Source organism: Hymenobacter cellulosilyticus (assembly GCF_022919215.1).
GTDB classification, from domain to species: domain Bacteria; phylum Bacteroidota; class Bacteroidia; order Cytophagales; family Hymenobacteraceae; genus Hymenobacter; species Hymenobacter cellulosilyticus.
Genome location: NZ_CP095046.1, coordinates 2481976 through 2503551, shown reverse-complemented (window position 1 = coordinate 2503551; position 21576 = coordinate 2481976). Strand labels below are relative to the sequence as shown.

Genomic DNA, 21576 nt, shown 5'->3' with positions numbered 1-21576 from the left:
CTCTTGGCCGGCTTGCGGCGGTCGGACGCCTTTACGAGGAAATCCGGGCCCGGGGCGAATTAACGCCCTTCATTCTCTCTTCACTGCCAGCTTCGCAAGTTTGGCCCACTGTTTAGACGCCCCGTCTGGATTCAGCCCGGGCGGCCTACTTTTAGGGAAGCTGCGTAGTTCTCCCGTATTTTTTAGCTTGTTTGCCAATCTTCGCGCTTCCCGGGCCGCAGGTTGCGCCCTTCCACCCCATCTGCCCTGCTTTCTGCTTTCTTATGAACGTCCTGATTGTTGAAGACGACAATGCCCTGGCCCAGGAGCTGGCCCTGTTTCTGCAGCACGAGCGCTACCACTGCGACTTTGCCCGCACCGGGGCCGAGGCCTCGGAAAAGCTCTATGTGAACGAGTACGACTTCGTGCTGCTGGACCTGGGCCTGCCCGACCGCGACGGACTGCAGCTGCTGGCCGAAGCCCGCAAGCAGCACAACCTGCAGGCCTCCATCATTATTCTTAGCGCCCGGGCTCAGTCGATGACCGCGTTAGTGGGCTGCAGCTGGGGGCCGACGACTACTTGCCCAAGCCCTATTCCCTGCTAGAGCTGGGCTCCCGGATGCAGGCCATTACCCGCCGCAAGCACGGCGTGACCCAGGACACGCTCACCTTCGGCGGCTTCGTGATGAACCTGAGCGAGCGGTCGGTGCGGCACGACGGCACCGAAGTGGTGCTCACCCGCCGTGAGTTCGATTTGCTGCACTACCTGCTGCTGCACCGCGGCCGGGTGCTCACGCGCATGCAGCTCAGCGAGCATATCTGGGGCAACATGATCAGTGACCGGGACGACCACGACTCGAACTTCATTGATGTGCACGTGAAGAATATCCGCAAGAAGCTGGGCGCTTTCGACACCCGCGACTGGGTAGAGACGGTGCGCGGCATCGGCTACCGCTTCAAACCGACCCAGGAAGTGTGAAGCTCCAGCAAAAGCTCGTTCTGCTCACAACCCTGTCGAAGGCCCTAATGGCGGCGGTGCTGCTGTTGGCCCTGCCCTGGATTGTGGAAACCCTGGCCCTGCGCCACACCGACGACTCCCTGCGCAGCGAGCAGCAGCGGGTGATGTACCGCATCGAGCAAATCGGCATTTCGAGCTTTCTGACGGATCCTTCGCCCAACCAGAAGGTGCACTACGACCTGCTGCAGGACGAGTTCATTGACCTGCGGCGCGCTACCGCGGCCCCACCCGACACCGTGGCCACGCTGCCGCGGCAGCAGCACGGCGAGCTGGTCGATTTCCGGGTACTGCGCCACACCTTCGAGCGGGACGGGCAGGCCTATACAGTGGAAATCGGGAAGAGCATAGCCTCGGTGGAAGACGTCTACGCCCTGCTACGCTCCCTGGCCGCTTACGCCCTGGCCTTCGCCGTGCTGACTACTTTATTCATTGAGCTGGGCGTAATCCGCTACCTGCTGCGGCCCGTGGACCAGATAGTGGAGCGGCTGCGGGCCGTGCAGGGCCCATGCCCACGCCCCTGCCGCCGCTGCAAACCACCACTTCCGACTTCAAATACCTGGATGCTACCATCCGGCGGATGCTGCAGAAAATCCGGCTCGTGTTTGAGCAGGAGCGCGCCTTTATTGCCAATGCCTCCCACGAGTTGCTCACGCCGGTCAGCATTCTGCAAAACCGCTTCGAAAACATGCTGCAGGCCGAAAACCTGCCCGAAGAAGCCGAGCAGCAGATTGTAACCTCGCAACGCACCCTGCACCGCCTCACGGCCACGCTGCGCACCCTGCTGATGATTTCGCGCATCGAAAACGAGCAGTACGCCCGCAACGACACGGTGGCCGTGCGCCAGGTGCTGCAGGAAGTAGCGGCCGAGCTGGAAGACCGGATTGCCGACGAAAACCTGACCCTAGACTGGGCTCTGGAAGGCGAGCCGACCATTGTGGCGGCCAACGCCAGTCTGCTGTTTACCTTTTTCTACAACCTGCTCAGCAACGCGGTGAAGTACAACCACACTGGTGGCCACATCCGCATTTCGGGGCAGCAGCCAGTTGGCCAGCCCTATATGGTGCAACTCTTCAACACCGGCCGGCCGATTCCGGCCGAGCACCTGCCCCACCTGTTTGAGCGGTTCCGGCGTGCTTCCAATGTCCATACGACCGAAGGCTACGGCCTGGGCCTGGCCCTGGTGCGCACCATTGCGCAGTTTCACGCCTTTCGCCTGCAGGTGGCTTCCAACGAGCAGGGCACTACTTTTACCGTCTGGCTGCCTACTACCAAGCAGCCGGGCGAAGTGGCCTAGCGCCGACTCAGTAAGCAGGCTGCCAGCCCGCCGCCCAGGTCTTTGCTTCGCCCAAAGTCAACTCCACAGCAGGAACTTCGTTACTACTAGCAGCATCTTCCCTGCCGCTGTCCCTGACTTTTTTGCCTAGCCCGATTTCCATAGCGTCCCGCCTGCGGGCAATTCTGCTGCTCGTACTGCTGGTATGGCTGGGAGTTGGTTCGGCCTGGGCTACCACGCCACGGGCAGCGGTGGTCCGGCCCGGCAGTCCGACTATTACGCACCACGCCCAGCCGGCCCAGGCCGACCTGCTGCACCAGGAGGCCAGCGCGCCGCCTCACCTCGGGCTGTTTCGCTCAGTACCGCCTGATCTGGCCCTGCTGCCTACGATTGGTTTTTCCGGGGCAGTTCGGAGCTGGAATATAACGCCAGGGGCAGCCGCAGAGCCGAGCGCTTCTGCCGTTTCGCCCCTGCTCCGGGCCTGGCTGCGCACGTCGGTTTCGCCCAACGCCCCTAAGGCATACTCCACCCGCGAATTTGACCGGAGCCCTGCGCCGCGCGTACAACTCCCTGGCCCACTTTTCTTTCTGCTTTACTGATCCGGCTTAGACGCTTCCGCTTATTCGGCGGCGGTAGTCGTTGTATCCATCTCTAGCCAGGCCCTGGCAGTTTGCCGCACAAGGTGTGGCCGGCTGCCCGGGCCCGACTGCTTTTTTCCCTTGTATGCCTCTCTACACTACCACGCTGGTTATTCTGGGGTGGCTATTCTGGGCGTCGCCTGGCTGCCTTCCCTGCTGGAAAAATACCCGCTGTCGTACCCCATTCTGTATTTGGGCCTGGGTATGGCCATCTATGCTTTGCCCCTGGACCTGCCCACCGACCCGTTTCAGCACCAGGAGTTCGTAACCCACATTTCCGAGCTGTGCGTCATTGTGGCCCTCACCGGCACGGGACTCAAGATTGACCGGTCTTTTTCCCTGCGAACCTGGCGTACGCCCCTGCTGCTGGTGCTCGTGCTCATGGTGCTCACCATTGCCGGCCTCACGCTGGCGGGCTGGGCGCTGGTGGGCCTGCCCTTGGCCAGTGCCGTGCTGCTGGCGGCGGCTCTGGCCCCCACCGACCCGGTGCTGGCCGGCGACGTGCAAGTGGGCGACCCGGGCGAAGGGCGAGAAGACAACGTGCGCTTTGCCCTGACCGGCGAGGCCGGCCTCAACGACGGGCTGGCGTTTCCTTTCGTCTACCTGGCCATAGCCTTGCTGCCCGCCGCAGCCGGCTCTCTGCCCGAACGGCTTGGCCATTGGCTGTGGCAGGACGTGGTGTACCGCACCGTAGCGGCCCTGGTATTCGGCATCGTGTCGGGCAAGCTGCTGGCCTACCTTATTTTCAGCCTGCCCAAGCGCATCAGCATCAAGACTGGGGCGTACGGCTTTGTGGCGCTGGCCGTCACGCTGATTACTTACGGCCTTACTGAGCTGGCGCACGGCTACGGCTTTCTGGCCGTGTTTCTAGCCGCCGTCACGCTGCGGGGCCGGGAGCGGCGCCACGAGTACCACAAGCAGATGCACGCCTTCACCGACCAGCTGGAGCGCCTTTTCATCGTGATAATTCTGATCCTGTTCGGGGCGCCATCATGCGCGGGCTGCTGAGTGAGCTTACCTGGACCGGCGCCGCGCTGGGCCTGTTGCTGCTGCTGGTAATTCGGCCCCTGGGCGGACTGCTCACGTTGGCCCGCTCGTCGCGCGTTACGCTGGCCGAGCGCGTCATCATTTCCTTTTTCGGAATCCGGGGCATCGGCTCTATCTTCTACCTGGCTTTTGCCCTCACCAAGGCCGATTTCCCCGAGGCCCGGCAGCTTTGGTCCATTCTGGGCTTCACCATGCTGGTGTCCATCAGCCTGCACGGCATTCTGGCAACTCCGGTCATGAATTGGCTGGACCGTCGCCACGGCCGTACCATAACGGCCGAGCTGAGCCAGCCTGCCGAAGCGGATTAACGTTTACTTCTTTCGTCCGAGCATGCTTATTCCCCAACTCATAGTTTTGCGCCAATTGCGCCAACGCTTGTCCTCTCCCATGTCCTCTAGTACTCCTCCTGCTCCCGCCGCTGAAATGGGCAACTTTTTCCAACGCATAAAAAGTACCGGGCTGATTATTCTCGGAATTCTGTGCGCCGGCATGGGCCTGAAAGGCTTTTTGTTGTCCAGTCACTTCATCGACGGCGGCGTTACGGGCATTTCCATGCTGATATCGGCCGCCCTGGGCATCCCCTTGTCCTGGCTACTGCTCATCATCAACCTGCCGTTCGTTATTCTGGGCTACCGGCAGATTGGACTCGGGTTTGCCCTGAAAAGCGCCGCTGCCATTGCCGGCTTGTCGTTGGCCCTGGCCGTGGTGCCCTACCCGACGTTACCAAGGACCTGCTGCTGACTTCCGTATTCGGGGGTATGTTCATCGGGGCCGGTATCGGGCTGGCTATGCGGGGCGGGCCGTGCTCGATGGGACCGAGGTAGCGGCCTTGCTTATTAATAAGCACACGCCCCTGCTGAAGGTCAGCGACGTGATTCTGGTCTTGAACGTGTTCATTTTCGGCGTGGCGGCCTTTGTGCTGGGCGTCCAAACGGCCCTGTATTCTATTCTGACTTACGTGGCGGCCTCCAAAACCCTGGATTTCCTGCTCAACGGCATCGAGCAGTACACGGGCGTCACTATTATTTCGGCCCGCAGCGAAGCTATCCGGGAGGCCATTACTACCAACCTGGGCCGGGGCGTGACACTTTACCAGGGCAAGCGCGGCTTTGGCAAGCGCGGCGACCGGGACCTCGACATGGACATCGTCTTTACCGTGGTAACCCGCCTGGAGCTGCCCCAGCTACGCACCGAAGTGCGCCGCATCGACCCGCAGGCCTTCGTGATTCAGCACAGCATCGACGACGCGGAAGGCGGCATGGTTAAGAAACGGCCGTTTCACTAGTCGCCAGGGGCTTCACGCCGGCTTCATTCGGGCGGCAGTAACCTGGGAGTATGCTAGCCTATTCCACCTTCCAGACGCTGTCTGCCGCCGAGCAGCAGGCCTACGTCAAAACCTGGGGCATCTTCATGGTTACCCGCCCGGTCGGCTCTTTTATCGTCGACCTGTACTTCCTGGAGGCTGGCTACTACTGTGAGGTATGGCGGCAGCTGCCTTCCACCAGCGTGGCTTTCCTGCGGCCTTTCACCGAGCAGGCCGGCCTCTACCCCTATCTGGCCCTGATCAACCTGCCGCAAGATATGCTGGCATAAGTCCTGGCACCACGTTGAGCAACTCCGTCGAGCCCGTGCCGCACCAGAAAGCGGCGCGGGCTTTTTTTCTTGCCAAAGCCTAGCCGGAGCAGGCTATAGCACGAATTGTAATCTACAATCAGCCAAAAACTAACAAACGTTTGTTTATGTAAGTAAACCCGTCTACTTTTAGTAGCCCTTTTCTCACTTCCACCCTGCTGCCTATGCTTTTCCAACCGGAAATAGAACGGATGCCACTGGCCCAATTGCGGGAGCTGCAGAATGCCCGGCTTCGGCAGCAGGTAGAGTACGTGTACCACCGGGTGCCTTTCTACAAGGCGAAGCTGGAGGCCTTGGGCATCCACCCGTCTTCCTTTAAAGGCCTAGCGGATATCACTAAGCTGGGCTTTACCCGCAAAACCGACTTTCGCGACAATTACCCCTTCGGTCTGTTTGCCGTGCCCCAGCCCGAAGTGGCCCGCCTGCACTGCTCCAGCGGTACTACCGGCAAGGCCACGGTGGTAGGCTACACCGCCGAAGACCTGAGCATTTTTGCCGAGGTAGTGGCCCGCTCCCTGGCCGCGGCGGGTTGCCGGCCGGGCATGAAGCTGCAGAATGCCTACGGCTACGGCCTGTTTACGGGCGGCCTGGGCATTCACTACGGGGCCGAAAAGCTGGGCCTCACCGTAATTCCCGTGTCGGGCGGCGGCACCGACCGACAGCTGCAGTTGCTGCAAGACTTCCAACCCGAAATTCTGTGCGCCACGCCTTCCTACGCCCAGGTATTGGCCGAGGAAATGCAGCGCCGCGGCATTCCGCTCGACGCCCTCAACCTGCAATATGCCGCCCTCGGGGCCGAGCCCTGGACGGAAACCATCCGCCAACAGGTCGAAACCGGCCTGCGGGTGCAGGCTACGAACATTTATGGCCTGAGCGAAATCATGGGGCCGGGCGTGTCGCAGGAGGACGTGACGGAGCGGGGCACGGGCAGCTACATCTGGGAAGACCATTTCTTTCCCGAGGTTGTCGACAAGGATACCGGGGAGCCGGTGGCCGAGGGCGAGTTGGGCGTGCTGGTGTTTACGACGCTCACTAAGAAGGCCATGCCCATTCTGCGCTACTGGACCAACGACATTACCAATATCTACTACGGCGAGTCGCGGAGCCGCACCCACGTGAAAATGGGTCCCATTCGCGGCCGGGCCGACGATATGCTCATTATCCGCGGCGTCAACTTCTTTCCCACCCAGGTCGAGGCTATTCTGCAGGAACTGGAGCACGTGAGTCCGTTTTACCAGGTGGTGGCCTCCCGCTGCGGCAGCCTGGATGAGGTGGCCGTTAGCGTGGAAATCAGCCCAGAGCTTATGCGCAGCCTGGAGCTGAGTACGGTAAGTACGGCGGCTCTGGAGCAGCATGAGTGCCTGCGGACGCTGCAAGGCTCTCTGGCTAAGAAAATCAAGGACAACATTGGCCTCAGTATGCAAGTACAGCTGCTGGGCTTCGGGGAGCTGCCGCGCAGTGAGGGCGGCAAGCTCAGCAAGGTGCGGGACCTGCGCAATCTGGCCTAAATTCATTCCGTACAAATGCTGCGCTTCTTCTAGCTTTACCCACCCAACCCCGCCCGCCCTTTCTAGCACGCCTTATTTTCTGTAAGCTGAATGGCTAAAAAAGTTAAAACCAACAAACGGCAGGTAATTCTGGAAGAAGCCGCCAAGCTCTTCAAAGCCAAGGGCTTTAGCGGTACCTCCATGCGCGACCTGGGCTCCCAGGTGGGCATGGAAGCGGCCAGCATGTATAACCACATCAGCTCCAAGGACGATATTCTGGAAAGCATCTGCTTTCACGTTTCAAACACCTATATCTCCCAGCTGCGAGAGATTGAGCAGCTGCCGGTGTCTTACGTCGACAAGCTCAAGGCCCTGATTCAGCTCCATGTGCGGCTGATGATTGAGGACGGAGCGGCCGTATCCGTGGCCAACAACGACTGGAAGTACCTCAGCGACGACAAGCTGCAGCAATTCAAGGAAGCCCGCAAAGCTTACGAAAAAGGTTTTGCCGAGCTCATTGAGCAAGGTATAGCCGCCGGCGAGTTTCAGCCCATGAACGTGTCGGTGGCCTTGTTCACGATTCTCTCGGCTGTGCGCTGGGTGGAGCTCTGGTACCGTCCCGGTCGGGGCATTTCGGCCGAGGAGCTGGAAGAAAACATCATGACCATCCTGCTCAACGGCTTGGCCAAATAAGTGCTGGTTTCTGGATGGTGGTTTTGCTTTTTATCAGCCAGGACTACTATCAAAACCTGACTACGAACAACTAAACATCGAATGAGTCGATTTCATAAAGTCCGCATCAAGCGCATCGAAAAGGAAACGCCCGACAGCGTGGTGGTATCGTTGGACGTGCCCGAGGACCTGCGCGACACCTTCCGCTTCACCCAGGGCCAGTACCTGACCTTCCGGCGGGAGCACAACGGCGAAGAGCTGCGCCGCTCCTACTCGATTTGTAGCAGTCCGCTGGAAAACGAGTGGCAGGTGGCCATTAAGAAAGTGCCCGAAGGCCGGTTTTCCTCCTCGGCCGTGGATACGTTCAAGGTCGGCGAAGAGCTGGACGTAATGCCGCCCGCCGGCCACTTCTATACCGAGCTCCACCCCGAGCAAGCCAAGCACTACGTCATGTTTGCCGCCGGCAGCGGCATTACGCCCGTCTTCAGCATCATCAAAACCGTGCTGCTGACCGAGCCCCAGAGCCGCGTCACGCTCATTTACGGCAACCGGGGCCGCAACTCCATCATCTTCAAGGAAGGCATTGAGGCGCTTAAGAACAAGTTCCTCAAGCGCCTGAGCGTGTACCACATCCTGAGCCGGGAACAGGGCGACACTGACCTGCTCTTCGGCCGCATCGACCAGCCCAAAACCGAGCTGTTCCTGCAGAAAATCCTGCCTGCCGCCCAGATTGACGAGTGCTTTATCTGCGGCCCCGAGGAAATGATTCTGGGCGTAAAAGCCGCCCTAACCAGCGCCGGCGTGGCCCCCGAGAAGATTCACTTCGAAATGTTCGGCACCGCGGGCGGCGGCAAAACCCAGGCCGGCCCGGCCAAAGTGCGCCCCGCCGGTGAAGACGACAAGCACAGCCAGGTCACCGTGCAGCTCGACGGTAACACCCGCATCCTGGAAATGTCGTACTACGGCAACACCATCCTCGACGCCCTGCTCGAAACCGGCGTGGACGCACCCTACTCCTGCAAAAACGGCATGTGCAGCACCTGCCGCTGCCGGGTGGTGGAAGGCCAGGTGGAAATGGACGTCAACTACTCCCTCTCCGACACCGAAGTAGCTAAAGGTTACGTCCTTTCCTGCCAGGCCCGCCCTACCTCGGAAAAAGTCAAGGTGGATTTCGATCAGTAGACTTTCATTCGTCGCCCTCCCAGCACACAGAATTACCTAAACCCGATATTTTTCTTACTTTTAACTAACGAATGTTAGTTAAACTTTGTTGAAAGCGCATGGAAACGGTAGAAATCAACCTCGAAGAGCAGTTTCAGGCCCGCATTGACGCGGACGTTCGTATTGAGCCCAAGGACTGGATGCCCGATGCGTACCGCAAGACGCTGATCCGGCAAATTTCCCAGCACGCGCACTCCGAGCTGGTCGGCATGCTGCCGGAAGGCAACTGGATTACCCGCGCCCCTTCGCTGAAGCGCAAGTCCATTCTGCTGAGCAAAGTGCAGGACGAAGCAGGCCACGGCCTCTACCTCTACTCGGCCGCCGAAACCCTGGGCGCCTCCCGCGACCAGATGCTGGCTGACCTGCACTCGGGTAAAGCCAAGTATTCCAGCATTTTCAACTACCCCACCCTCTCCTGGGCCGATATGGGCACCGTGGGCTGGCTCGTAGATGGTGCCGCCATTCTAAACCAGGTGCCGCTGTGCCGCACGTCGTATGGCCCCTACGCCCGCGCCATGGTGCGCGTATGCAAGGAAGAAAGCTTCCACCAGCGCCAGGGCTTCGAAATCATGCAGACCCTGTGCGAAGGCGCGCCCGAGCAGAAGGCCATGGCCCAGGAAGCCCTAAACCGCTGGTGGTGGCCCACGCTGATGATGTTCGGCCCCAAAGACGCTGACTCGCCCAACACCGAGCAAAGCATGAAGTGGCGCATTAAGCGCTTCACCAACGACGAGCTGCGTCAGAAATTTGTGGACATGATGGTGCCCCAGGCTGAGTTCCTGGGCCTCACCGTGCCCGACCCCGAGCTGAAGTGGAATGAAACCAAGAAAGGCTACGACTTCGGCGACGTGAACTGGGAGGAATTCTGGAACGTGGTGAAAGGCAACGGCATGTGCAACAAGGACCGCCTCGGGGCCCGGGTAAAAGCCCACGAGGAAGGCGCCTGGGTGCGCGAAGCCGCCCTGGCTCACGCCAAGAAACGCGCCGAGCGCGCCGCAACCCAAGCCGCGTAGTCGCCTCACCCCTTGCCCCTCTTCGCAAGAGAGGGGAACTAGCTTTTAGTTTTAACTCTAAAATTGAGCCTGCCCCGAACTAAAACTAGTTTCTAGCTTAGCTTGCTAGAGCTAGTTCCCCTCTCCTTTTCGGAGAGGGGCTAGGGGTGAGGCGCACCAAGCACAATGAACCAATCCGAATGGCCGCTGTGGGAAGTTTTCATCCGCAGCAAGCAGGGCCTCGACCATAAGCACGTGGGCAGCCTACACGCCGCCGACGCTACCATGGCCATCCAGAACGCCCGCGACGTGTACACCCGCCGCCTCGAAGGCATCAGCATCTGGGTCGTGGAAAGCAAGCACGTGCACGCCTCCAACCCCGACGACGCCGAGGCCTTCTACGACCCGGCCAACGACAAAGTGTACCGGCACCCGACCTTCTACCAGGTCCCGGACTCCATCAAGCACATGTAAGCTGTCGGCCTCGCTGCGCCGACCTTTCCCGTCTTAACCCTCCGCCCGCTATGCAAGTTGCCCCTTCCGAAACCGCCGCCCTGAACTCGTACTCGCCCGAACTGCGGCAGCAGCTGTTTCAGTACGTGCTGCAGCTGGCCGATACCAGCCTGATTTTGGGCCACCGCCTCTCGGAATGGTGCGGGCACGGCCCTGTGCTGGAGCAGGATCTGGCCATGGCCAACATTGCCCTCGACCTGCTGGGCGAAACCCGCAGCCTCTACCAGTACGCCGCCGAACTGGGAGGCCAGGGCCGAACCGAGGACGATTTGGCCTTTCTGCGCCTAGCTGTGGAGTACAAAAACCCGCTGCTGGTGGAGCAGCCCAATGGCGACTTCGGCGACACCGTCACCCGACAGTTCCTGTTCGACAACTTCCACTACCACTTCCTGCGGGAGCTGAAAAACAGCCCCGATGAGCGCCTGGCCGCCATTGCCGAAAAGGCCGTGAAAGAAGCCGCCTACCACCTGAAGTGGAGTTCGGAGTGGATGATTCGCCTGGGCGACGGTACGGAGGAAAGCCGCAAGCGCCTCGAAAAAGCACTGGATACCCTCTGGCGCTACTCGGGCGAGCTGACCAAGGCCACCACCACCGAGCAGGCATTGCAGGCCGCCGGCATCATTCCCGATTACGCCGCCCTGCTGCCCGCCATGGAAGCCCACCTGGAGCACGTGTTCCAGGAAGCCACCGTGCCCGTGCCCCAGGGCGTGTTCATGATGACCGGCGGCAAGGAAGGCCGCCACACCGAGCACCTGGGCTATATTCTAGCCGAGCTGCAGTACATGCAACGCACCTACCCCGGCCTGCAATGGTAAGCACCGCGCCCACCGAGGAACGCATCTGGCAGCTGCTGGAAGAAGTGTCGGACCCCGAGGTGCCCGTGCTCAGCATTCTGGACCTGGGCATCGTGCGCGGCGTGCAGGTGCAAGGCCAGCAGGTCACGGTCAGCATCACGCCGACGTACTCCGGCTGCCCGGCCATGAACACCATTGCCACCGAAATTCGGCTGCGGCTGCTGGCTGAGGGCATCACCCAGGTGACTATTCACAACCAGCTCAGCCCCGCCTGGACCACCGACTGGATGAGCCAGGCCGGTCGCGAAAAGCTCGAAGCCTACGGCATAGCTCCGCCCGTGGATGGCACCGCCACCGGCCACATGCTCAACCTCTTTGGCAAAGACACGGCCGTGCGCTGCCCGCTCTGCAAGTCTGAGCACACCCACCTCATCAGCCAGTTCGGCTCTACGGCCTGCAAAGCCCACTACCAGTGCGACGACTGCCACGAGCCCTTTGATTACTTCAAATGCCACGCTTAAGGTGAGATAGTGAGGTGGTGAGATGGTGAGTTGTCGTTCTATTTGCGCCATCTGCGCCGAACTGCGCCACCAGAACATCAAACTCACTAGTTCACCATTTCACCATCTCACCTCTAGACATGATCATCGGAATTATCGGCAGCGGCGCCATGGGCGCGGGAATTGCGCAGGTGGTAGCCACCGCCGGCCACATGGTGCGCCTGCTCGACCAGAACCGCCAGGCCCTCGACCGCGCCGGTAACTCGATTCAAGGCAGCCTGGATAAACTGACCGAAAAGGGCAAGTTGACCGCCGAAACTTCCGCCGACATCTTCAGCCGCCTGCACCTGACCCAAGACATTGACGCCTTCAACGACTGCGAATTGGTGCTCGAAGCCATTGTGGAAGACCTGGCCGTAAAGCAGCAGCTGTTCCGGGAAGTGGAAATGCTGGTACCCGACACCTGTATCCTGGCTTCTAACACGTCTTCCCTGTCCATTGCCTCCATTGCCGCTGCCTGCCAGAAGCCCGAGCGGTTTATCGGCATCCACTTCTTCAACCCCGCCCCAGTTATGCAGTTGGTGGAAGTCATTCCGGCCGTGCAAACCCGTGAAGGATTAGCCGAAGAAGTGCGGGATTTGGTACAAAGCTGGGGCAAGCTGCCGGTGTTGACCAAGGACACGCCGGGCTTTATCGTCAACCGCGTGGCCCGGCCCTTCTACGGCGAGGCTATCCGCATTCTGGAGGAAGGTATTGCCGACATGTCTACTATCGACTGGGCTCTGACTGAGCTGGGTGGCTTCCGCATGGGCCCGTTTACCCTCATGGATTTCATCGGCCACGACGTGAATTACCGCGTCACGGAGTCGGTGTTCACCGCCTTTTTCTTCGACCCGCGCTTCAAGCCGTCTTTCACCCAGAAGCGTCTGTTCGAGGCCGGCTACTACGGTCGCAAGTCAGGCCGGGGCTTCTACAATTACGCCGAAGGTGCCGTGCAGCCCGAGCCTAACCGCGACGAAACCCTGGGCCGCAGCATCGTAAACCGGGTGCTGGCCATGCTTATCAACGAGGCCGTGGACGCGCTGGCCTTTAACGTCGCTTCCAAAGAAGACCTGGAGCTGGCCATGACCAAGGGTGTAAATTACCCCAAAGGTCTGCTCGCCTGGGCCGATGAACTAGGCTTAGAAAACGTGCTCAAAACGCTCGACGAGCTCTACGCCGAATACCACGAGGACCGGTACCGCGCCAGCGCTTTGCTGCGCCGCATGGTGCGCCAGAACCAGACGTTTTTCCAGCATGAGTCAGCCCTTAGCCGCTAGCACCGAACTGGCCGAAGCCGTGAAGGAGCGTATGCTCCAAAACGATGCTTTCAGCAAGCTGCTCGGCTTGGAAGTAGACGAAGTAGGGCCCGGCTACTGCCGCCTGCACTTCACCGTGCGCCCCGACATGCTCAACGGCTTTGCGGCCCTGCACGGCGGCGTCACGTTTTCGGCGGCTGATTCGGCGTTTGCCTTCGCCTGCAACAGCCACGGCCGCCAGAGCGTGGGCCTTACCGTCACCATCGACTATCTCGAAGCTGGCAAGCTCGGCGACGTTATTACCGTGGAAGCCCGGGAAGAAGGCCTCAAGCACAAAGTCGGCGTCTATAACATTCGCCTAACCAACCAGCACGGTACGCTGCTGGCCTTGTTCAAAGGCACAGCCTACCGCACCAGCAACCAGATTTTAGACAGCGAATAACCAATATGAAGCAGGCTTATTTAGTGGACGGAATCCGTACGCCCATCGGCAACTTTGGCGGCAGCCTCTCCTCTATCCGCCCCGATGACATGGCGGCTTTGGTCATTCAGGAGCTCTTGAAACGTAACCCCGGCGTAGACCCGGCCAGCATAGCCGACGTGATATTGGGCTGCGCCAACCAGGCCGGGGAAGATAACCGCAACGTGGCCCGTATGGCCCTGCTGCTGGCTGGCCTGCCCACTTCCGTACCCGGCGAAACCGTGAACCGCCTCTGCGCCTCGGGCTTGTCTGCCAGCATTGCCGCGGCCCGCGCCATTCAGAGCGGCGACGGGGACCTGTTCATTTCCGGCGGCGTGGAAAGTATGACCCGGGCGCCCTACGTCATGTCCAAGCCCAGCAAGGCCTTCGGTACCGACTCCAAAATGTACGATTCCAGCTTCGGGTGGCGCTTTGTCAACGAGAAGCTGGAGGCTATGTACGGCATCGACGTCATGGGCGAAACGGCCGAAAACCTGGTGGATCAGTACCACATCAGCCGCGAAGACCAGGACCAGTTTGCCTACGAGTCGCACCAGCGGGCTGGCCGGGCCCGGGACTCGGGCCGCTTCGCCGAAGAAATCGTGGGCGTGCCCATTCCTCAGCGCAAGGGCGAGCCGCTGCTGTTTGCTAAAGACGAGTTCATCAAATCGGAAACGACCCTGGACGTGCTGGCCAAGCTGCGCCCTGCGTTTCGTAAGAACGGCTCGGTTACAGCCGGCAATTCCTCTGGTCTGAATGACGGCGCGGCGGCTCTGCTGCTGGCTTCTGAGGATGGCCTGAAGCAGCACAACCTCACGCCCCGGGCCCGACTGGTTTCCATGGGCGTAGCTGGCGTGGAGCCCCGCACCATGGGCATCGGTCCGGTGCCGGCGTCGCAGCTGGCCCTGAAAAAAGCGGCCCTGACGCTGGACCAGATAGACCTGATTGAATTCAACGAAGCGTTTGCCGCCCAGACGCTGGCCTGCGTGCGGGGCTTGGGCCTGGAAGGCAACGACCCGCGCATTAACCCCAACGGCGGCGCTATTTCCCTGGGCCATCCGCTGGGCATGAGCGGAGCGCGCATCCTGAACACGGCCGCCCTGGAGCTGCACAAGCAAAACAAGCGCTACGCCCTCGTGACCATGTGCGTGGGCGTGGGCCAGGGCTACGCGGCCATCATCGAAAAGGTATGATCTACTCGTTCAACGGCATTGTTCCGGTTGTGCACGAGTCGGCCTTCGTGCATCCGCAGGCGGCCGTGACGGGCAATGTCATCATCGGCCGCAACGTCTACATCGGGCCCGGCGCGGCCATTCGCGGCGACTGGGGCCAGATCATCATCGAAGACAACTGCAACGTGCAGGAAAACTGCACCGTCCACATGTTTCCCGGCACTACCACCCGGCTCAAGGAAATGGCCCACATCGGCCACGGCGCCATCATCCACGGCGCCACCGTGGGCCGCAACGTGCTGGTCGGCATGAACGCCGTGCTCATGGACCGGGTCGACATCGGCGACGAGTGCATCATCGGGGCCCTGAGCTTCATTAAGGCCGACGAGGTGATTCCGCCCCGTAGCCTGGTGGTCGGCAATCCGCACAAAATTATCCGGCAGGTCAGCGACGAAATGCTGCAGTGGAAAACCGAAGGCACGCATGTTTACATGCAGCTCCCCGCCGATTTGCACGCCACTTTGCAGGCCTGCGCGCCCCTGCGTGAAGTCCCCGCCGACCGCGCGCTGCAGCAGGCCAGCTACCAGACCTGGGCTGAGCGCAAAGCAGACTCTTAGCTTGCCACCACCAGCACGTCATGTCGAGCGAAGGGAGACATCTCGCGTGCAATGGTAATTAGGTTACTGTGGCAGTAGAGATGCTTCGACTGCGTTCAGCATGACGGTTAGTTTAAAAACGTCAGCACGCGAAATGCCTTGCTAGGCTCGACATGACGTTCATTTGATTACGTTCTGATACATCCTTTCTACTCTTCCTTTCCTCCCAATATACCCATGACTCCCACCCTCGAAAACTACGTGCTGGGCCGCTGGACGGCCGGCTCGGGCGAGCAGCACGAGCTCTACGACGCCTCCACCGGCGAAGTCATTGCCATTGCCAACGGCGAAGGCCTCGACTACGCGGGCATGTTTGACTACGCCCGCCACACCGGTAACAAAGCCCTGCGCAAGATGACCTTCCACGAGCGGGGCCGCATGCTCAAGGCCCTGGCCCTGCACCTCGACAGCAAGAAGGAGGACTTCTACACCCTGAGCTACCGCAGCGGGGCCACCCGCGCCGACTCCTGGATTGACATCGAAGGCGGTATTGGCAACCTGTTTGCCAATGCCTCCCTGCGCCGCAAGTTTCCCGATAAGCCATTTTACGTCGAGTCGGAGCCCATTGCGCTGTCGAAGGCCGGCAACTTCATGGGCCACCACATCCTGGTGCCCAAGGAAGGCGTGGCGGTCCACATCAACGCCTACAATTTCCCCATCTGGGGCATGCTGGAAAAAATTGCGGTAAACCTGCTGGCCGGTATGCCCGCCATTGTGAAGCCCGCCGTGCCTTCGGCCTACCTCACCGAGGCCGTGGTGCGCGAAATCATTGCCTCCAAAATACTGCCCGAAGGTGCTTTGCAGCTGGTTGTCGGCTCCGGCCAAGGCATCCTGGACCACGTCAACTACCAGGACGTGGTGACTTTCACGGGCTCAGCTGAAACCGGCCGCAAGCTCAAAGGTCACCCGCGGATTCTTTCCGAAGCCGTGCCTTTCACGATGGAAGCCGACTCGCTCAACGCCGCCGTGCTGGGCCAGGACGCCGTGCCGGGCACCGTGGAGTTTGACCTGTTTATCAAGGAAGTCCGCAAGGAAATGACGTCCAAGGCGGGCCAGAAGTGCACCGCCATCCGCCGCATCATCGTGCCCGAAAACCTGGTGGAAGACGTGCAGATTGCCCTGGGCAAGGCCTTGGCGCAAACGACGATTGGGCACCCATTGGCCGAAGGCGTACGGATGGGCGCGTTGGCCGGCCGGGAGCAAATGCAGCGTGTGCGGGAGCGGGTCGAGCACCTGGCCCAGAACACGCCCATCGTGTATGGCAACCTGGACGACGTGCAGGTGATTGGCGGCGACTGCAAAGTGGGCGCGTTTATGTCGCCCATCCTGCTGCTCAACCCCGAGCCGTTCAAGTTCACCGACACCCACGAAATCGAGGCATTTGGTCCGGTGAGCACCCTGATGCCTTACAAGGACATCGACGAGGCCATTACGCTCACCAACATGGGCAAAGGCTCCTTGGTGTGCTCAGTGGCGACCAACGACCCGCGCACGGCCCAGGAGTTTGTGCTGGGCTCGGCCACCCACCACGGCCGGATCTTGATTATCAATGAGGAAGTAGCCAAGGAAAGCACCGGGCACGGCTCCCCCTGCCCCTGCTCATCCACGGCGGCCCCGGCCGGGCCGGCGGCGGCCAGGAAATGGGCGGCATTCGTGGGGTGGAGCACTTCATGCAGCGCGTGGCTATTCAGGGCTCCCCCACCATGATTACGGCCATTACGGAGGTATACCAGCCCAAGGCCAAGCAGATTGAAAAGGACAAACACCCCTTCCAGCACTACTTCGAGGAGTTGGAAATCGGGCAGACGTATACGACCCACCGCCACACCGTTACGGAGGCCGACATCACCAGCTTTGCCCAGGTGTCGGGCGACAATTTCTACGCCCACGTCGACGCTACTTCCCTGGAAGGCACGCTCTTTACGGGCCGCGTCGCGCACGGCTACTACATCCTGAGCAAGGCCGCCGGCATGTTTGTAGACCCACGCAAAGGACCGGTACTGCTCAACTATGGACTCGACGAGTGCCGCTTCACTAAGCCCGTCTACCCAGGCATGACCATTGGCGTGAAGCTGACCGTGAAAGAGAAAATCGGTCAGGAAAAGCGCGACGCCGAGGACGTAGCCAAGGGCATCGTGCGCTGGCTCGTGGATGTGTCGGACGAAACCGGCGAAACCGTGGCCGTAGCCACCATTTTAACCATGGTGAAGAAGAAAAACCAGGAGTAAAACTGAGTGTCATGCTGAGCTTGCCGAAGCATCTCTACCGCTCTAGTAATCAAACTACTTTAGCAGTAGAGATGCTTCGGCAAGTTCAGCATGACGTTCTTGTACCATAGCAATTCTTACATGAGCACCACCGATACCCTTTCCGCCGGCAAAGTCCAGGTAACTACCGACGCCCACGGCATCAGCACCGTTTCCTTTTTCCACCCCAGCCATAATTCCCTGCCCGGGGCCCTGCTCACCCAGCTGGCCAACACGATAAGCGACACCGGCCAGGATGCGGCCACCAAAGTCATTATTCTGCGCAGTGAAGGTGAAAAAACCTTCTGCGCCGGGGCCAGCTTCGACGAGCTCATGGCCATTGCCGACGAGGCCCAGGGCTTGGAGTTCTTCTCCGGCTTTGCCAAGGTGATTAATGCCTGCCGCACCTGCCCCAAAATCATCATCGGCCGCGTGCAGGGCAAAGCCATTGGCGGCGGCGTAGGCGTGGCCGCCGCTACCGACTACTGCTTTGCCACGGCCCAGGCCTCAGTGAAGCTGAGCGAGTTGGTCGTCGGCATTGGTCCGTTTGTCGTGGGACCAGCCGTGGAGCGCAAAATCGGGCAGTCGGCCTACGCCCAGCTGGCCCTCGACGCGGGTGAGTTTCGAAGCGCCGAGTGGGCCCGGGACCGGGGCCTTTACGCTGAAGTTCTACCCACCGCCGCCGAGCTGGACCAAGCGGTACAGGCGTTTGCCCAGAAGCTGGCGGCCTATAACCCCGCAGCCTTGGCCGACCTAAAACAGGTTTTCTGGCAGGGCACCGAGCACTGGGATACGCTGTTGGTGCAGCGCGCGGCCATCAGTGGCCGACTGGTATTGTCCGACTTCACTCGCGCGGCCATCAGCCAGTTTAAGAGCCGATAGCCGATTAGGCCGAAATACAGAATGCCCGTTTCCAGCGCTGAAAACGGGCATTCTGTATTATTAGGGCCGATGCTTGCTCAGCAGTTTGCCCTCTTATTCGATTACAAGCTTCTGCACAGAATCCTGACACCGAACTATGTATAGCCCGGCCGGTAAGCCCTGCACGTTTAATGGAATGCTGGAGGCCTGAGCCGGAACCTGGAAAGCACCGACCTGCTTGCCCAAATAGTCGAGCAGCTGCACTGGGCGGGAGCTAGCAGCAGGCTCCACTTTAAGCCTAACAGAGCCGTGCGCCGGATTTGGAAATAGACTTAGTACCGGAGCAGTAAGTTGGCCAGGCTGGTTCTTTAGCACTACCTCCGTGAAGCGGGCCAAGCCCCCGCGCTGCTGGCCATCAATGAGACCAAAGCCGCCAAACGCCAGCAGTTTTCCGTCCCAGGGCTGCAGTACAGTTCCCCAAACTCCTGTCTCGGAGAAATACCCACCGGGGGAGCTTATCGTGCGGAATGTAGCGTCCCGGCTACCGTCAGCGTGCAGGCGGTGAATTTGAGAGGTATTATTGCTTAAGGCCCGTTCCACCACCAGGATCTGCCCGTTGGGCAGCAAGGTTGGCGGCCCACCGACGGCCGCCACAAACGTTGGGTCAGGTGTGCCGTTGCTGTTGAGGCGCAAGAAGCCCCGGGGCGCAGCTTGGCCATTAAAGCTGGTAAAATTGCCCGCTACTAGCAGCTTGCCAGTCGGCAACAACGTCGTAGTAAATCTGGTATACGCTCCCCCTGCCCCACCTACTGAGAAAGTATTGTCTGGGGAGCCGTCGTCATTGAAGCGGACTAAATGGCTGGTATTGTCAACATAATTGTTCCAACTCACCAGAATTTTCCCGTCACTCTGCACGGCTTCTACTGCCGTCATTGTCTGATTAATGCCATTCCACGGGGTTGCTGGAGCAAAGGCGGCATCGAGGACACCCGTGGCGGAAAAACGCGCCATACCCGTCCGTGCCTGCCCGTTGGCCCGAGTTATGTTTCCGGTTACCAATACCCGGCCGTCGGGAGCCAGCTTCATAGTGACGTTGCTCTGCCCCGCTGGCATTATCAGGGCAACGGGAGTGAAACTAGGATCAACGGCACCGTTGAGAAGTAACCGGTAAAGCGTACGAAGAGTGGCATTATCCTGAGTAAAAACGTAGCTCCGCCCATCAGCCTGCATATAGGAGCCACCCACTTTACTCACTGGTATTTCCGAGTTATAGCTGCCGTCTTCATTTAGAAGAAGATATTGCTTGGTGACCGGCTGGCCATTGAGCTCATCACAGCCAACACTGACAATCAACTGCCGGTTGGGCAAGGGTATTACTTCGCCCACCGTGCCTTTTTTCGCATAAACCGGGTTGTAAGTAGCATCCAGCGCACCGGCGCTGCTTAGCCGCGCCAAGCCCGTTCGGGATACTCCATCGTAGCTCAGAAAAGCGCCCCCGACCAGGACTTGATCCGCCGACAAATCGGCGGTGCCGTACACGGCTCCGGAGCCCGTAACGGTTCCAATACCGGCCCCGGCGGCAAATGCCGCATCCAGCACGCCCGCACTGCTCACATGCGCCACGCCGCCCCGCGCCACTCCGTTGTAGCTGGTAAACCTTCCCCCAACCAGCACGCTGCCATCGGCCCGTAGCCGCAACTGATATACTACACCACTGGCTGATATGGTACCACCCTGAAAGCTATTATCGAGGGCACCGGTAGGCGTTAGCCGGACTACGCTGGGGCTGGGCTGCCCACCAAGCTGGGTAAAGGCGCCACCCACCAGCAGGGAGTTGTCAGGCTGCAGAGCCAAAGCCCGGATTTCGTTATTAAAACCCGAACCAACCGTAAAGGTGTTGTCCAGCGTACCATTGGCGTTCAGGCGCGCCAGACGACCGGCTGTGGTACCGGCTACCTTCGTAAAGGCTCCTCCTATTATAATCTTACTATCCGGCTGCACCAGAATAGTTGATATCCGCGTCACATTGGTAGGAAACGTGATAGTATTGGCTCCAAATTCAAAGGATGTATCCAGAGAGCCGTCGGGGTTCAGGCATACGAGTTGCCCCACGGGCACATCGTTGTAGGTCGTAAGTTCACCTCCCACCAGTATTTTCCCATTCGGCATAACTGCCACACTGGTAATATCAGCCGTGCCAATCCCCGCATAAAACCCGGTGCCACCTACGTTAAAGCTTCGGTCAACGCTCCCATCTGGGTTGAGCCGGGTCAGGCCGGCAGTGTGGATGCCATTATAATAAGCATATTCCCCGCCGACCAGAATTTTACCATCGGCCTGCAAAGCTAAGTCACCAGCGTAGATTACATCTGGCCCCGTCCCGGTTTGGGTTAGAAAAGCCGCGTCGGGAGTGCCGTCCGCATTTAACCGCCGCACCGAGCTGGTTATTTTGCCATCGAGGTAATCGTAAATACCTGCCACGATAATCTTGCCATCAGGCTGCACCAGCATCGAGCGGGTTACAAAGTCGCTGGTAGTTAACCGATTGGTTAGCATCGTAGGCACAAAGGCCGGATCCAGTTGCTGAGCCTGCGCGCAGGGCACTGCGCTACCAAACAGCCCAAGTAGCAACACCAGCAAACAATGCGTAGAAATTAATTTCATGAACAATTAATTAGTAGAAAAGTGGCAGGTGATAACAAAGAAAAAGGCCCGTTTCCAATCCTGGAAACGGGCCTTTTCACTGTAGAGAGCGAGGGATTCGAACCCCCGGAGGTTTAACCCTCAACGGTTTTCAAGACCGCCGCAATCGACCACTCTGCCAGCTCTCTAGGTGTGGTAATTACGTGTAATCCGGTAAAAAGAACGGCTTCACATTGAAGCCGTTAGAAAAAAGCAGAGAGGGGGGGATTCGAACCCCGATACCGTTGCCGGTATAACGGATTTCGAATCCGTCGCATTCGACCACTCTGCCACCTCTCTGTAGGTATTCGGTGAATGGTTTGGGATGGCAAAAGTAATAGGGCTTTGTTTGTTTACAATACCTATAGCGCATTTTTTTCGTGCTTTCTGTACTCTTTTTCTATTGCCGCATTTCTTCAAACCCGCTACCTGATT

At 59.6% G+C, this 21576-nt stretch carries 25 protein-coding genes and 2 tRNA genes; 24 read left to right on the top strand and 3 right to left on the bottom strand.

Annotation, left to right across the window (positions count from 1 at the left end; translation table 11 throughout):
• Positions 1–263: 263 nt before the first annotated feature.
• The 24 genes from MUN79_RS12220 (at position 264) to MUN79_RS12110 (ending at position 18480) form a co-directional block, all read left to right on the top strand.
• Positions 264–584 (top strand): response regulator, encoded by a 321-nt coding sequence (locus MUN79_RS12220; RefSeq protein WP_244677901.1) that lies wholly within the window; start codon positions 264–266, stop codon positions 582–584.
• Positions 560–958 (top strand): winged helix-turn-helix domain-containing protein, encoded by a 399-nt coding sequence (locus MUN79_RS12215; protein WP_244677900.1) that lies wholly within the window; start codon positions 560–562, stop codon positions 956–958. Before MUN79_RS12220 ends, MUN79_RS12215 begins: the two co-directional genes overlap by 25 nt.
• Positions 955–1731, top strand: a complete 777-nt coding sequence (locus tag MUN79_RS12210; protein ID WP_244677899.1) for a hypothetical protein — start codon at positions 955–957, stop codon at positions 1729–1731. Before MUN79_RS12215 ends, MUN79_RS12210 begins: the two co-directional genes overlap by 4 nt.
• Positions 1641–2291 (top strand): sensor histidine kinase, encoded by a 651-nt coding sequence (locus MUN79_RS12205; RefSeq protein ID WP_244678322.1) that lies wholly within the window; start codon positions 1641–1643, stop codon positions 2289–2291. Before MUN79_RS12210 ends, MUN79_RS12205 begins: the two co-directional genes overlap by 91 nt.
• A 122-nt stretch (positions 2292–2413) precedes the next feature.
• Positions 2414–2869, top strand: coding sequence for a hypothetical protein (locus MUN79_RS12200; protein WP_244677898.1), 456 nt, complete (start codon positions 2414–2416; stop codon positions 2867–2869).
• A gap of 120 nt (positions 2870–2989) precedes the next feature.
• Positions 2990–3916 (top strand): cation:proton antiporter domain-containing protein, encoded by a 927-nt coding sequence (locus MUN79_RS12195; RefSeq protein ID WP_262923028.1) that lies wholly within the window; start codon positions 2990–2992, stop codon positions 3914–3916.
• Positions 3901–4263, top strand: coding sequence for a cation:proton antiporter domain-containing protein (locus tag MUN79_RS30020; protein ID WP_262923027.1), 363 nt, complete (start codon positions 3901–3903; stop codon positions 4261–4263). The genes MUN79_RS12195 and MUN79_RS30020 overlap by 16 nt, the downstream gene beginning before the upstream one ends.
• A 79-nt stretch (positions 4264–4342) precedes the next feature.
• Positions 4343–4696, top strand: a complete 354-nt coding sequence (locus tag MUN79_RS30940) for a YitT family protein (protein ID WP_311136727.1) — start codon at positions 4343–4345, stop codon at positions 4694–4696.
• Between the two features lie 61 nt (positions 4697–4757).
• Positions 4758–5240: a YitT family protein gene (locus tag MUN79_RS30935; RefSeq protein WP_311136726.1), complete on the top strand. Its 483-nt coding sequence runs from the start codon at positions 4758–4760 to the stop codon at positions 5238–5240.
• A 50-nt stretch (positions 5241–5290) separates the two neighbouring features.
• A complete protein-coding gene (locus tag MUN79_RS12180; RefSeq protein ID WP_244677897.1) occupies positions 5291–5548 on the top strand; it encodes a hypothetical protein in 258 nt (85 codons plus the stop codon).
• A gap of 203 nt (positions 5549–5751) precedes the next feature.
• Complete coding sequence (locus MUN79_RS12175) at positions 5752–7095, top strand: phenylacetate--CoA ligase family protein (RefSeq protein ID WP_244677896.1); 1344 nt, start codon at positions 5752–5754, stop codon at positions 7093–7095.
• A gap of 90 nt (positions 7096–7185) precedes the next feature.
• Entirely contained in the window at positions 7186–7767 is a 582-nt protein-coding gene (locus MUN79_RS12170; RefSeq protein ID WP_244677895.1) for a TetR/AcrR family transcriptional regulator, read from the top strand.
• Positions 7768–7848: 81 nt separating this feature from the next.
• The gene (gene paaE, locus MUN79_RS12165; protein WP_244677894.1) at positions 7849–8928 is read left to right on the top strand and encodes a 1,2-phenylacetyl-CoA epoxidase subunit PaaE; all 1080 of its coding nucleotides are present in this window, start codon (positions 7849–7851) and stop codon (positions 8926–8928) included.
• 98 nt (positions 8929–9026) lie between these two features.
• Positions 9027–9980, top strand: coding sequence for a 1,2-phenylacetyl-CoA epoxidase subunit PaaA (gene paaA / locus MUN79_RS12160; protein ID WP_244677893.1), 954 nt, complete (start codon positions 9027–9029; stop codon positions 9978–9980).
• Between the two features lie 165 nt (positions 9981–10145).
• Positions 10146–10433 carry a 1,2-phenylacetyl-CoA epoxidase subunit PaaB gene (paaB, locus tag MUN79_RS12155; RefSeq protein WP_244677892.1) on the top strand — a complete coding sequence of 96 codons (288 nt, stop codon included), beginning with the start codon at positions 10146–10148 and terminating at the stop codon, positions 10431–10433.
• 50 nt (positions 10434–10483) lie between these two features.
• The gene (gene paaC, locus MUN79_RS12150) at positions 10484–11287 is read left to right on the top strand and encodes a 1,2-phenylacetyl-CoA epoxidase subunit PaaC (protein WP_244677891.1); all 804 of its coding nucleotides are present in this window, start codon (positions 10484–10486) and stop codon (positions 11285–11287) included.
• On the top strand, positions 11281–11787 hold the full coding sequence (gene paaD / locus MUN79_RS12145; RefSeq protein WP_244677890.1) for a 1,2-phenylacetyl-CoA epoxidase subunit PaaD: 507 nt from the start codon (positions 11281–11283) through the stop codon (positions 11785–11787). The genes paaC and paaD overlap by 7 nt, the downstream gene beginning before the upstream one ends.
• A 119-nt stretch (positions 11788–11906) precedes the next feature.
• Entirely contained in the window at positions 11907–13085 is a 1179-nt protein-coding gene (locus MUN79_RS12140; protein ID WP_244677889.1) for a 3-hydroxyacyl-CoA dehydrogenase NAD-binding domain-containing protein, read from the top strand.
• Complete coding sequence (gene paaI, locus MUN79_RS12135; protein ID WP_244677888.1) at positions 13063–13506, top strand: hydroxyphenylacetyl-CoA thioesterase PaaI; 444 nt, start codon at positions 13063–13065, stop codon at positions 13504–13506. Before MUN79_RS12140 ends, paaI begins: the two co-directional genes overlap by 23 nt.
• Before the next feature lie 5 nt (positions 13507–13511).
• A complete protein-coding gene (gene pcaF / locus MUN79_RS12130; protein ID WP_244677887.1) occupies positions 13512–14717 on the top strand; it encodes a 3-oxoadipyl-CoA thiolase in 1206 nt (401 codons plus the stop codon).
• Positions 14714–15313 carry an acyltransferase gene (locus MUN79_RS12125; RefSeq protein ID WP_244677886.1) on the top strand — a complete coding sequence of 200 codons (600 nt, stop codon included), beginning with the start codon at positions 14714–14716 and terminating at the stop codon, positions 15311–15313. Before pcaF ends, MUN79_RS12125 begins: the two co-directional genes overlap by 4 nt.
• 216 nt (positions 15314–15529) lie before the next feature.
• A complete protein-coding gene (gene paaZ / locus MUN79_RS12120) occupies positions 15530–17059 on the top strand; it encodes a phenylacetic acid degradation bifunctional protein PaaZ (RefSeq protein ID WP_244677885.1) in 1530 nt (509 codons plus the stop codon).
• Positions 16993–17580 carry a MaoC/PaaZ C-terminal domain-containing protein gene (locus MUN79_RS12115; protein WP_244677884.1) on the top strand — a complete coding sequence of 196 codons (588 nt, stop codon included), beginning with the start codon at positions 16993–16995 and terminating at the stop codon, positions 17578–17580. The genes paaZ and MUN79_RS12115 overlap by 67 nt, the downstream gene beginning before the upstream one ends.
• Before the next feature lie 120 nt (positions 17581–17700).
• Entirely contained in the window at positions 17701–18480 is a 780-nt protein-coding gene (locus MUN79_RS12110; RefSeq protein WP_244677883.1) for an enoyl-CoA hydratase/isomerase family protein, read from the top strand.
• Positions 18481–18573: 93 nt separating this feature from the next.
• On the opposite strand, the gene MUN79_RS12105 is transcribed toward MUN79_RS12110, so the two are convergent.
• From MUN79_RS12105 to MUN79_RS12095, 3 genes are all read right to left on the bottom strand, one after another.
• Entirely contained in the window at positions 18574–21123 is a 2550-nt protein-coding gene (locus MUN79_RS12105; protein WP_244677882.1) for a T9SS type A sorting domain-containing protein, read from the bottom strand.
• A gap of 82 nt (positions 21124–21205) precedes the next feature.
• A tRNA-Ser gene (locus tag MUN79_RS12100) sits at positions 21206–21290 on the bottom strand.
• Positions 21291–21355: 65 nt separating this feature from the next.
• A tRNA-Ser gene (locus MUN79_RS12095) sits at positions 21356–21441 on the bottom strand.
• Positions 21442–21576 lie beyond the last annotated feature (135 nt).

What these genes read in the sequence shown, in the direction of transcription:
- MUN79_RS12220 (WP_244677901.1), top strand. Translation starts at nt 264, where the DNA reads ATGAACGTCCTGATTGTTGAAGACGACAATGCCCTGGCCCAGGAGCTG.
- MUN79_RS30020 (WP_262923027.1), top strand. Translation starts at nt 3,901, where the DNA reads ATGCGCGGGCTGCTGAGTGAGCTTACCTGGACCGGCGCCGCGCTGGGC.
- MUN79_RS30940 (WP_311136727.1), top strand. Translation starts at nt 4,343, where the DNA reads ATGTCCTCTAGTACTCCTCCTGCTCCCGCCGCTGAAATGGGCAACTTT.
- MUN79_RS12180 (WP_244677897.1), top strand. Translation starts at nt 5,291, where the DNA reads ATGCTAGCCTATTCCACCTTCCAGACGCTGTCTGCCGCCGAGCAGCAG.
- MUN79_RS12175 (WP_244677896.1), top strand. Translation starts at nt 5,752, where the DNA reads ATGCTTTTCCAACCGGAAATAGAACGGATGCCACTGGCCCAATTGCGG.
- MUN79_RS12170 (WP_244677895.1), top strand. Translation starts at nt 7,186, where the DNA reads ATGGCTAAAAAAGTTAAAACCAACAAACGGCAGGTAATTCTGGAAGAA.
- paaE (WP_244677894.1), top strand. Translation starts at nt 7,849, where the DNA reads ATGAGTCGATTTCATAAAGTCCGCATCAAGCGCATCGAAAAGGAAACG.
- paaA (WP_244677893.1), top strand. Translation starts at nt 9,027, where the DNA reads ATGGAAACGGTAGAAATCAACCTCGAAGAGCAGTTTCAGGCCCGCATT.
- paaB (WP_244677892.1), top strand. Translation starts at nt 10,146, where the DNA reads ATGAACCAATCCGAATGGCCGCTGTGGGAAGTTTTCATCCGCAGCAAG.
- paaC (WP_244677891.1), top strand. Translation starts at nt 10,484, where the DNA reads ATGCAAGTTGCCCCTTCCGAAACCGCCGCCCTGAACTCGTACTCGCCC.
- paaD (WP_244677890.1), top strand. Translation starts at nt 11,281, where the DNA reads ATGGTAAGCACCGCGCCCACCGAGGAACGCATCTGGCAGCTGCTGGAA.
- MUN79_RS12140 (WP_244677889.1), top strand. Translation starts at nt 11,907, where the DNA reads ATGATCATCGGAATTATCGGCAGCGGCGCCATGGGCGCGGGAATTGCG.
- paaI (WP_244677888.1), top strand. Translation starts at nt 13,063, where the DNA reads ATGAGTCAGCCCTTAGCCGCTAGCACCGAACTGGCCGAAGCCGTGAAG.
- pcaF (WP_244677887.1), top strand. Translation starts at nt 13,512, where the DNA reads ATGAAGCAGGCTTATTTAGTGGACGGAATCCGTACGCCCATCGGCAAC.
- MUN79_RS12125 (WP_244677886.1), top strand. Translation starts at nt 14,714, where the DNA reads ATGATCTACTCGTTCAACGGCATTGTTCCGGTTGTGCACGAGTCGGCC.
- paaZ (WP_244677885.1), top strand. Translation starts at nt 15,530, where the DNA reads ATGACTCCCACCCTCGAAAACTACGTGCTGGGCCGCTGGACGGCCGGC.
- MUN79_RS12115 (WP_244677884.1), top strand. Translation starts at nt 16,993, where the DNA reads ATGGGCGGCATTCGTGGGGTGGAGCACTTCATGCAGCGCGTGGCTATT.
- MUN79_RS12110 (WP_244677883.1), top strand. Translation starts at nt 17,701, where the DNA reads ATGAGCACCACCGATACCCTTTCCGCCGGCAAAGTCCAGGTAACTACC.
- MUN79_RS12105 (WP_244677882.1), bottom strand. Translation starts at nt 21,123, where the DNA reads ATGAAATTAATTTCTACGCATTGTTTGCTGGTGTTGCTACTTGGGCTG.